This window comes from Paenibacillus sp. Leaf72 (assembly GCF_001422685.1).
Classification (GTDB): Bacteria; Bacillota; Bacilli; order Paenibacillales; family Paenibacillaceae; genus Pristimantibacillus.
In genome coordinates, this window is the sequence record NZ_LMLV01000001.1 from 674614 (window position 1) to 685455 (window position 10842).

Consider the following 10842-nt stretch of genomic DNA (forward strand, 5'->3'; position numbering starts at 1 on the left):
CCTCTCTATGCTTTGTTCTCAGCGTCCTGATTGTAGGCGACAATGATTTTCTGCACTAAGGAGTGACGGACAACATCCTGCTCGGAAAAAAAGATAAAGCCAAGTTCGTCTATGTTTTGCAAAATCCGCTGTGCCTCTATTAAACCCGAGTTTTTCCCTCTTGGCAAATCAATCTGTGTCACATCGCCGGTAATAACCATCTTTGAGCCGAAGCCTAGACGTGTCAAAAACATTTTCATTTGCTCCGGCGTCGTATTCTGGGCTTCATCCAAAATAATAAAGGAATCATCAAGGGTCCGTCCCCGCATATACGCAAGCGGAGCAACCTCAATGGTGCCGCGTTCAAAAGCCTTTACCGTCTGCTCAGGTCCCAGCACATCATGCAGGGCATCATAAAGCGGACGCAAATAAGGATCGACCTTCTCCTGCAAATCGCCGGGCAGAAAACCGAGATTTTCGCCTGCCTCGACAGCTGGCCTTGTCAGTATGATTCGCTTCACCAATCCCTGCTTCAAGGCGGCTACGGCGAGCACGACAGCCAGATAGGTTTTTCCTGTGCCGGCTGGTCCAATTCCGAATACGACGTCATGCTTGTGAATCGTCTTTACATAATGGCGCTGGCCAATCGTTTTAACCCGAATGGGCTTGCCGCGAAACGTAGTTGTAATTTCAGCCTTGAATAAATCAAGAAGCTCTTCTGCCTGCATCGTACGGGCCAAATCAAGCGCATACATCATGTCCCGCTCTGAAGGCATGTAGCCGCCCCTTACAAGCTGCAGCATGACGCTGAACAGCTGCTCAAGCGAGCGTACCTCCTGCACAGCACCAGAAATGACGATTTCTGCCTCACGAGATGTGATCGAGGACTCGCACTGCGCCTCTACCAGCCTCAGGAACTTGTCCTGCGGGCCAAATACCGCTAATCCTTCTCCCGCGTTTTCCAGCGGAATTCTGACGACTATTGTTTCATTTAGCAAACAACCTCAATCTCCTTGCATCTGGACTAGTGGCATCTCTTTCACAATCGATTGCTCTACTTCAAAAAGAACTTTCATATAAACTTTACCATTCTCCGTCTTTTCATGCAAAACAATTTCATCCCGGATGACCGCATCGCTGCCTGCTTTTGTCATTACATTCGCTTTCGCCTGCAAAATTCCACCTGCGCGCGCTTCATCCGCTGATAATTTAAGCTCTTCCGTATGCACTTCCATTACCGTCTGCTTCATCCGTCCGAAGGGCAGGCTTATGCTTTTAAAGTTCGCCTTGTCCTCCTCCACGATCGTCTCCGACTGCTCGTACGGATTTTTGCCGTAGCCGCTCACCTGCAGCGCCCTGCCGCCAATGACCACATACCACTTCTCCTTCTTTTCCCCCGTATACGCTTTAACCTGCTGCGACATCGGTGAAGCAATATTAAATTCATACCAGACCAGCCCGCGAACTGAGCCCTTTGCCACAACCGACTGCATATATGCGCCGCCGCCCAGCGTACCTGAAATCAACGTTTGTCCTTTTCTGACCTTCGTGTTTTTCTTTACGACAGCACGACCGCGTTCCGTATAAATTTCCGTAATGACCGCATCAGCAGAAGCAATGAGATGGCGAGGATTTTCCAATTCGCGATGATCAGGCTCGGTCGTTTCCGCGACTTGAATGATGATTCTTGTTCCTCTTTTCTCCACGCCGATCCATGTTGCTTTCGGCAGCTTGTTGACGAGCCTTTTTGAAATAATATCCGTATCCGCCAGGCGGAATGACCATTGGAGCGGGAAAATCCCCTCCTGCCGCGCCGCCTCAACAATTTCCTCCTCCGTCAATTTCACGTTGCCCTTAACCTCAACCGACCATATAAGCGAGGAGAGCAAATAGATGCCAATAAAAAATAACGCAATGCCTGCGATGAAAAATTTTCGTTTTTCAAGCCTTGCTAACCAAAACGGCATCCCTTGCCGCTTTACGACATGCGCCCTACAGCCTGTCTCCTTTAAAAAAGGCTTCAAGCGAAAATAACCACTCAAAGGCACATCAAACTGCAGCTTGCCATCGCCCGTCCAACCGATGGACGCAAGCTGCAGCCCCCCTTCCAATGCCCGATTTACAAGCTGCTCAGGTTGTCCGCCCCTGATAGTTACTGTTACGACGCCGAGTACCCAGTCCGACCATTTCAGCTTCAAGCCGCTCCCCTCCTACTCCCGCAAGGCTATGCCCGTAATTTGACCTTCGATAAAAACCTCTTCTGTCCAAATCGTCCGAATCACTAGCGAGCTGCCCGTCACTTCAAGCTCGCCCTTGCTGAGCGCGAGCCTAAGCTGCTCGCTGGAAAAATGAATGACACCGCGATGGTTCTCAATATATAACTGGCGATCGCCGATCATCGTCAGCCGGGGAAGATCATAGACGACATCCTGGGGCAAATCCAGAATATCCGCTGTCATTTTGCGAAGTTTGCGTTTTAAACGGTTCATAGGTAAAGGATCGTCCCCCTTATCACGCTCGCCAGACGTTAAATATGACACAAGGCCCATTATCGTACTATATCAAGCTATGCGCGGGGTGATGACTTTATGAAAAATAGCGCAGCCCTCAGTCATCCTTAATGGATTTCTGAAAGCCGCGCTATTCAAAAATAAAGCTTATATTATCTGACTTTGCCATAAGGACGCTTCGATTTCGACGGGCCCAATATTTCGGACCAGATGACCGCTTTGCGAAGCTCCTCCGCGCTCAAAGGCGCTAACCGAGTGTCAGCAGCAGCCTCAGCCTCGCTGCTAGCCCGATTGCTGCGCCCTGCAGCGGCTTCGCGCTGCTGCGAGGCCGTTATAGGCACTTGCTGCTTCTGCTTGCTCTCAAGCGCTCTGGCGAGCTCTGACAGGTGGCGCTGCTTCTCACGCTCAGCCTCCTCCTCCGCTTGGCGGTAGGAAATCGACCGTTCCTCATAATCATCGTTATCCTCCCATTCCGGGTAAGCCTCTCCCTGATCATATCGACCGGACTGATGCTGCTGCACCTCTGTCCCCTGCTGCGGATAAGCAGCATCGGCCGTGCTTTGACCATTAAAGTCCGGCATCCGCGGATTGGTCCGCTTTTTCGCACTGACCCGATTGAAAATCGACAGGAGAAAGCCGCCGACAATAACGACGAAATAAATATTTTTCGTAATAAACTCTATTACATGTTCCACTGGTTCAGATTCACCTCCAGGGTAAGCAGCTACGCCCGTGCTTTATTTGCCATCTTTAATTGTCATTTTTTTCGGTTGGGGCGTCGCTCTTGCCGATGGAATTACGCATTTGTGTATCCGACTCCAGGTTTTTCAGGTTCAAATAGTCCATGACGCCGATTTTGCCGTTTTTGAGTGCTTCCGCCATTGCAACTGGCACTTGCGATTCGGATTCCACAACCTTCGCCCGCATTTCAATAACGCGCGCCTTCATCTCCTGCTCCTGCGCTACCGCCATTGCCCGGCGTTCCTCCGCTTTCGCTTGAGCAATCCGTTTGTCAGCCTCCGCTTGCTCCGTTTGGAGATGGGCGCCGATGTTTTTGCCTACATCAACGTCAGCAATATCAATTGACAAGATTTCGAATGCTGTACCAGCATCAAGCCCTTTGCCAAGCACCGTACGGGAAATCATATCCGGATTTTCAAGCACGTCTTTATGAGAATTTGCTGAACCAACCGTCGTAACGATACCTTCGCCGACACGGGCAATAATCGTCTCTTCACCCGCACCACCGACTAGACGCTCGATGTTGGCACGTACGGTAACACGCGCTTTAACTTTAACCTCAATACCGTCTTTCGCTACTGCTGCAACAGTTGGTGTTTCAATGACACGTGGATTAACGCTCATTTGCACCGCTTGAAGCACATCACGGCCAGCAAGGTCAATGGCAGCCGCACGCTCGAATACGAGCGGGATATTGGCGCGCTGCGCCGCAATCAACGCATTGACGACGCGGTCAACGTTACCTCCTGCGAGAAAATGGCTTTCCAGCTGATTAATATTCAGCCCCAAGCCAGCTTTCGTTGCTTTGATGAGCGGATTAACAATCCGGCTCGGAACAACCCGGCGCAAGCGCATCGCAACGAGCGTAATAATACCGATACGCACACCCGACGCCAATGCTGAAATCCAGAGCATAATTGGAAAAAAGCTCAGGAAGACGGACAGCGCAATAATAACAATAACCGCTATAATCAATATAGATACAACCGGATCCAGACCCATTTATAAATACCTCCATTGCTTTAGTAAAGCGCTGAATTGCGCTTATGTTAGGCTATTTACTGTCTCTTTTACAACGACCCATGTTCCTTCTGCCTTAATAACAACAACGCTAGCTCCAGTCGAAATAAACTCGCCTGATGTGACGACATCAATCCGCTGATCGCCGATTTGCACGGTTCCAGCTGGCCTCAGCGGAGTAAGCGTAACCCCAACAAGTCCGAGCAGGCTGTCCTTTTCATCGGCGGATACATATCCTTCTTCCTTCGTCAGCTTATCGCGAAGAATGAATTTGTTCCAAATTCCTCTATGTCTATATTTTCTGAAAATATAATACATCACAAGAACAGCCACTACGAGTGCCGTGACCAGCGAAATAAATGCTGTCATCGGATCGGATGCCGCGGTAACTACACCAGCAACAAGCGCTGCGCCGCCTAGCAGTCCCAAAATACCGAAGCTTGGAACAAATACCTCGATAATAAGCAAAGCCAAACCTATAACGAAAAGAACAATCGATTCCATGCCTGCAAACCCGGCAACATAATGACCGAAGAAATACAAGCTGAAGGAGATAATGCCTAATATGCCCGGTACACCGAAGCCCGGCATCAGCAGCTCAATTACAACGCCCGCAATGCCAATTATGAGCAGCACCGTCATCACATACGGATTAACGAGCCAGCGTGACACTTTCTCAGCAAGCGAGGGCTCAAACGAAATGAGCTGCTTCTGATCAAGCTTCAGCCATGTAATAGCTTCTCCTACAGAAGCTGCGATATGCTCAGCGTAACCGCTAGCCAGCGCCTCATCGGCGGATAGGGACAATATTTCCCCAGCCGGTTTCTCTATGCCTGCTTTCGGCAAGCTAAGCGCCACCGTCGTGTCAACCATCGCAGCTGCAATGTTCGCATCCCGGCCACCCAGCTTTGCAGCCTCCATCATCGTCTTCGTCCAATAGGAGACGATCTTCGGGTTGTCAATCAATTGCCCTCCGCCATCAACGACAGCAGCAGCGCCAATTGTGCTTCCCGGCTCCATGACAATATTTTGCGCATTAAGCGCAATGTAAGTACCTGCCGACACCGCTTTTCCCTCAATATACGCGGTTGTTGGAATGGCGCTTTTCCGGATGACCTCCCCGATCTCCTCTGCGCTCGTCACTTCTCCGCCGAACGTGTTAATAACGAGAACGACACGTTCCGCCTTTGCCTCAGCCGCGTCTTTGTAAGCGCGCTCCAAAAATGACTTAAGTCCACTCTCAATCGTCTGTTTGACTGGAACAATGTAGACTGCTCCTCCAGCTTCATCCGCCGCAAGCTGCTGTGCCTTTACAGGCTGCATACCGACAAACAGGCCGCTGCCCAAGGCGACAACCAATGCTGAGAAAACAGCTAATTTCGCCCAAAAAGCGGTTTGGCGCCATTTTTTTATATTCAACCTTCCACCCCTCCTTTATATCCATTATATTCGTTATTACGATGGATTACCCTGAAACGTTGCAAAATAAGCTTAAATAGCTTACATCAACTTATGGGGACGCACAAATTTTGAGCTATATCAAACAGCTTTCAACGAGTATTTGTTTAGAAAATAGCTGTATTAAAAAGCAAAAAACACCCCTTGGAAGGGATGTTTTCGTCCGAACATATCGTTATTGCAGAAATTGTTGTACGAGCTGATTTACTAGTTTACCGTCAGCGCGCCCTTTCGTTTTTGGCAACAAGGCGCCCATGACTTTCCCCATCTCGGCTTTGGAAGAAGCACCGAGTTCATGGATGGTCTGCGTTACTATCGCTTTTATCTCTTCTTCGGTCAGCTGCGTGGGAAGGTATTGACTAATAATTTCAATTTCTGCGTTAAGACCTGTTACCAGGTCCTCACGGCCGGCTTTGCTAAATTCTTGGAGGGAATCTTTACGTTGTTTGATCTCACGACTTAGGATATCAAGCATTTCACTGTCGTCCAGAGGACGCTTCAAATCAATTTCCAAGTTTTTAGCTGACGCACGCATCATACGAATGGTTGTAAGCCGGAACTTGTCCTGATTCCTCATGGCCTGCTTCATATCGTCGTTCAATCTTTCGCTCAGGTTCATTATACTAGGAGCCTCCTAAAACTTTCTCTTACGAGCAGCCTCGGACTTCTTCTTACGCTTTACACTCGGCTTTTCATAATGTTTGCGTTTCTTAACCTCAGCCAACACGCCATCTTTAGCGATAGAACGTTTAAAGCGGCGAAGTGCAGAGTCAATGGTTTCGTTTTTCTTAACCTTAGTTTCAGACACAAGTTTTCCCTCCCTCCGAAACAGACCGTCCAGAGCATTAAACACGGTTTATCAAACTCCATTATAAGTCAAAACAAAATACAGTGTCAACTCACTAATTTCACTCGTAAACAATGCCAAATCCATTTTTTAAAATATCGTAGAACATCATGTAAGTATCCCCATTCGTCAGCTCTTTTACATTGAGCATCTGACCAATGATTTCCTCGCTAATCCAGCCGCGGGAAACGAGATCCTTAAGCGCTGTTTCTCTCGTCGTATCGAGTCCAGCCGTCAGTGCCAGCATATAGGCCGCCTGCTCCAATGTCAATGGCCCCGTCAATAAATCCTTCATATCCTTGACTGCACTGTCTGGAAAACCAGGGAACTGGTCGGGATGCGCTTTTTTGAGCGTTCTAATTTTGTTCAAATATCGCCCTATGCTCATCGTGCCATCGAGATCCCATGCCTCATTGGAATAGCTCCCCGACGTCATGTACATGCTCGCTGCAGTCACAAGGCCCTTGAAGTCCTTGTGTTTTATGTAAGCCGGCTGTTCAAACTTTTCATACGTCAAGTCCATGCCCTGCTTGACGAGCTTTTTGCGCAGCTTGCTGATAAGCTTCGTCGATTGGGACAGCTCCCGGACGGTGATGTCATTGCTAATCGCAAGGCTCGCCGCTGCTCCTGCCGCTTCTGCCGTCGCCATGCCGAGCGGAATGACCCTTGCGCTGCCGTGAGGGATCGTATCAAAGCTGGCTGTGCGTCCAACAACGAGCAGACCGTCAACTTTAAGCGGCACCAAGCTGCGGAATGGAACGCCATATTGCATCGGACTTAGCATAATTGTACCCACATCGCTGTAGTTGATGCTTTGAATATCGACATCGTAGGAGCCATAAGCGATGGCATCCCACTTATCCCGGTTTTCCAATACATCGGCAAGCGTCAGCCTGTATTCGCCGTAAATATGCCGGGATTCCCGTATATAAAGCTCAGAAGCCGTACCTGCATAGTTCATATTAGCAAACTCTGGGTACGTCTTCTTTAAGTAATCGACGATGAGCGGCGCTTCTTTTTTGCCAACTTCCATTCCTCGAGCCACCGATTCTGGATCAAGCGGATCGACTCCGTAAATTTGCATCGTATTAAACAACATCGTCTCATTGTTTTCTCTGCCAATATTAAGGCTGCGAATTTTCACCTTGTTCGGATCGCTCGGCGGATATTTTCTAGCATCGCCAAATCCCCAAATGCTTGTGCTGTCTAGACCCAAGCCCTCGAGACCTTTGAAATTCCGCCAAGCCTCGTTCGTCACATTGTCCATTCTAAACACGAGCGTAGCCGCCATCTTCGCTTTGCCTTCTCCAATATCCTGGCGCCCAATGGAGAAAGGCACTCCCGAAGCGGCAGCGATATCCGCATCCTGCGAAGCATCAATGACTACTTTTGCCTCTACCTTCTCGGTCGCCCCGTCCGGTTTAGTAATGGTCAGCCCCATTAGCTGCATATTCTCGCCGGACTGCTGCAAAATCGGCTCCATCTTTTTCACATGCATGAGCAAATCAATATTTTGTTCTTGTTTAACCATCTTGTAAAAGACGTTGGCCGCCGTATGAGTATCAACCGAGCTGCCTTCTACCTGATCAAACCATTCCTGAAATAAGCCTTCGTTCAAAAACTTTGACTTGTGCAAATATCGATAATACCACGGCTGATTCGGGGAATAATTCAAATCAAGCGTATTCAGCCCGCCCAGCGTCATTAAACCGCCCAAAATGTCGCGGTCTCTTCCTTCAAGCAGCAGTACTTTCAGCCCATTCCTCGCTCCAGACACAGCAGCCATTATGCCTTCCGGATCTGTTCCGACAACAATTAAATCATAGCTCGACTGTACGGTTTCAACCGATTCAACCTTCGTAAATGGCGCCTGAACGCGGTCAATGGACAAACGATCGATAGAAGCTACTTTGAATTTATATAAATAATAGCAACCGATCAGCATCAAAAAAGCGAGAGCAACGATCGTCAACATCTTATATTTCGTCTTCAACAACTAAAATAACCTCCGAATTATGAATGCCGCCAAGCAGCAAAGCTTTCATTGCTAGATTAATAGATTTCATTGGTCGAAAAAAGAGCAGGCCCCCACTTCTCTTTAGAAGCCTGCGTATGATGTGATTGCTGCAGATGCTGCGCTTGACTGCATCAATTCAAGCTGGCTTCTGGATGAAGCAGCGTGTGCATATCCGTCGAAGAAATAACGGTCAGCCTCGGAACCAGCATCGGATCGGTTCCCGGTTCAGCGAAACCGCTGCGTACGGAGAACGCCATTCGATAGCCATTTTCACGCAAATGATAAATAATCTGTGTGTTCGCCTCGCCATACGGATAAGCAAAATAAGGCGAATCGATTCCCAGCTCTTTTATTTTGTGAATATCGCTTGTAATCAAGGTGGCGTCAGCAAGCGATGAATAAGCAATGCCGCAAAGCGCCGTCTCTTTTTTGTGCAAATCATAGGTGTGGCTGTGATATTCAAATACGTCGCTAGACGCTTTCATTTCCTCAGTGGAAAGAAAGCTTGTTTTTTTCGAATCGAATGCTGCCGTCTTCTGTTGTATATGAGTTCCAACAACAAACATCGTCGCGTGAAAGCCGTATTTTTTCAAAATCGGATAAGCATACACAATGTTGTTTTGATATCCGTCATCAAAGGTAATGACGACCGATTTGTCAGGCAGGACGCCTTCGCCATTAATATATTTCTCCAACTGCTCCATCGTCGCTGTCTTATAACCGTTCGTGTGCAAATATTCCATTCCCTGCTCAAATGATTCCAAATCAATGATGGAATGATTGTCTGGCTCGCTATTGTCAGCCTTCGGTGCAATGTAGTGATACATCAGCACAGGTACCCGCTCAGCATTGCCTGCCAGCGCCAGAGGCTTAGAATCGGCTAACGGCTTAAGTGCCTGCTTATGTGTCATAATAAAAGCTTGATTTTTGGCCATTTCCCATGAAGTACAGATTTTTTTCGTAACAACGGTCCCCGGATGGGCTACTGCCGTAGCATAAGCAGCGATAAGCAGGACGAAGGAAAACAAACCGACAGCGATATACTTTCTGTAACGAGCCATGCAAACTCCTTTCAAAAACGTTTAATGCACGTTAGGCTTGCGCTATTTCGCATTCAAGGCGCCAAGCTTCTCTCCGCCGAGCAAATGGAAATGCAAATGGTATACCAACTGGCCGCTATCGCTATTCACATTGTTAATTAAACGGTAGCCAGATTCAGCGATGCCCTGCTCAATTGCAATTTGACGTGCGGCTGTGAACAGCTCTGCCATGATAATATCGTCATCTGCAGTCACATCATTCATTGTGGCAATATGTTTTTTAGGAATGATTAAAATATGTACAGGCGCTTCCGGTTTAATATCTTGAAAAGCAACTACTGTATCCGACTCATACACTTTAGTTGATGGCAATGTACCTTCGACAATTTTACAAAAAATGCAATCCATTCAAAACTCCCCCTAAATTATGTTATACAGCCTTCTTCCATCATAACGGAATGAGCAAAGCTCGTCCAATCCCATCCGGCTTCTTGCCGGGTAAAACATAGATGAGCATAGGTTTTTGGCGGCTCACAGCTATTGCAGCTTAACATCTGTGTGGCCGTCTATCGCCTGCTCCAGCTTATCCGCAATTTCCAGCCAATTGTTGTAGCCATTGCCGATTTGAATCGACAAGCTTCTGCTTTCTAATGCATCTGCATTAAAAGCCGTTACAGCTTCCAACTGCAAATGGAATGCTTCCTGAAGCTTCGCAAGGTAATCCTGCTCAGCTGCCGTTAGGGCCCCCTCATGGCCGCCAATCTTGGCCAGCGACTGCTGCACCGCGTTAAAATAAGCTTCCAGCTTGTCCACAGCAAACTCCGTGCCGTTATACTGATGCGCTTCCTTCAGAAAACCCAGCACATGATCCACATTTCGGAAAGCCGCACCAGCACTGAATTTTGCCTCATTCCGCTCCAAAAGCTCTGCTGATGTCCCAAGCTTCTCAAGCTCAGGCAATATCGCATTATAAAATGCTACGGCGCCGATGGCATCTGAAGCGACACGCTGCCCAGTCTCATATTTTTTCTCTTGAATGTTGGACAAATATTGCGAATATAAAAACATATTCCCATTAAGGCTGCATACCAGCAGCACGATTGTGATTGCCAATGCAATCGGCTTTTTCTTCGGCGTTTGTTGCTCTACTGACACGCTTTCTTCCCCCTAAAATTAAATCGCCTTACTATAACTACTGCTATAGCTGCCTCTTCGCAATAAGGTGCTGCT

At 48.1% G+C, this 10842-nt stretch carries 12 protein-coding genes; all 12 read right to left on the reverse strand.

All coding sequences use genetic code 11. The features are described from left to right. Positions 1-5: 5 nt before the first annotated feature. A complete protein-coding gene (locus tag ASF12_RS02985; RefSeq protein WP_056029326.1) occupies positions 6-977 on the reverse strand; it encodes a PhoH family protein in 972 nt (323 codons plus the stop codon). A gap of 6 nt (positions 978-983) precedes the next feature. Next, positions 984-2177, reverse strand: coding sequence for a sporulation protein YqfD (gene yqfD, locus ASF12_RS02990; protein ID WP_056029330.1), 1194 nt, complete (start codon positions 2175-2177; stop codon positions 984-986). Between the two features lie 12 nt (positions 2178-2189). Continuing rightward, complete coding sequence (yqfC, locus tag ASF12_RS02995) at positions 2190-2468, reverse strand: sporulation protein YqfC (RefSeq protein WP_046229917.1); 279 nt, start codon at positions 2466-2468, stop codon at positions 2190-2192. Positions 2469-2641: 173 nt separating this feature from the next. Continuing rightward, positions 2642-3184, reverse strand: a complete 543-nt coding sequence (locus ASF12_RS03000; protein ID WP_056029333.1) for a hypothetical protein — start codon at positions 3182-3184, stop codon at positions 2642-2644. Between the two features lie 55 nt (positions 3185-3239). Then, positions 3240-4232 (reverse strand): flotillin-like protein FloA, encoded by a 993-nt coding sequence (gene floA, locus ASF12_RS03005; RefSeq protein ID WP_056029336.1) that lies wholly within the window; start codon positions 4230-4232, stop codon positions 3240-3242. Between the two features lie 42 nt (positions 4233-4274). Beyond that, positions 4275-5669, reverse strand: coding sequence for an NfeD family protein (locus ASF12_RS03010; RefSeq protein WP_235533028.1), 1395 nt, complete (start codon positions 5667-5669; stop codon positions 4275-4277). A gap of 214 nt (positions 5670-5883) precedes the next feature. Then, positions 5884-6327, reverse strand: coding sequence for a GatB/YqeY domain-containing protein (locus tag ASF12_RS03015; protein WP_046229920.1), 444 nt, complete (start codon positions 6325-6327; stop codon positions 5884-5886). Between the two features lie 15 nt (positions 6328-6342). Continuing rightward, positions 6343-6516: a 30S ribosomal protein S21 gene (gene rpsU, locus ASF12_RS03020; RefSeq protein ID WP_046230300.1), complete on the reverse strand. Its 174-nt coding sequence runs from the start codon at positions 6514-6516 to the stop codon at positions 6343-6345. A 100-nt stretch (positions 6517-6616) separates the two neighbouring features. Continuing rightward, a complete protein-coding gene (locus tag ASF12_RS03025; protein WP_155972742.1) occupies positions 6617-8551 on the reverse strand; it encodes an FAD-dependent oxidoreductase in 1935 nt (644 codons plus the stop codon). A gap of 152 nt (positions 8552-8703) precedes the next feature. Next, entirely contained in the window at positions 8704-9633 is a 930-nt protein-coding gene (locus ASF12_RS03030) for a polysaccharide deacetylase family protein (protein ID WP_056029342.1), read from the reverse strand. 42 nt (positions 9634-9675) lie between these two features. Beyond that, the gene (locus tag ASF12_RS03035; protein WP_056029344.1) at positions 9676-10020 is read right to left on the reverse strand and encodes a histidine triad nucleotide-binding protein; all 345 of its coding nucleotides are present in this window, start codon (positions 10018-10020) and stop codon (positions 9676-9678) included. 129 nt (positions 10021-10149) lie between these two features. Continuing rightward, entirely contained in the window at positions 10150-10767 is a 618-nt protein-coding gene (locus ASF12_RS03040; RefSeq protein ID WP_056029346.1) for a hypothetical protein, read from the reverse strand. Positions 10768-10842 lie beyond the last annotated feature (75 nt).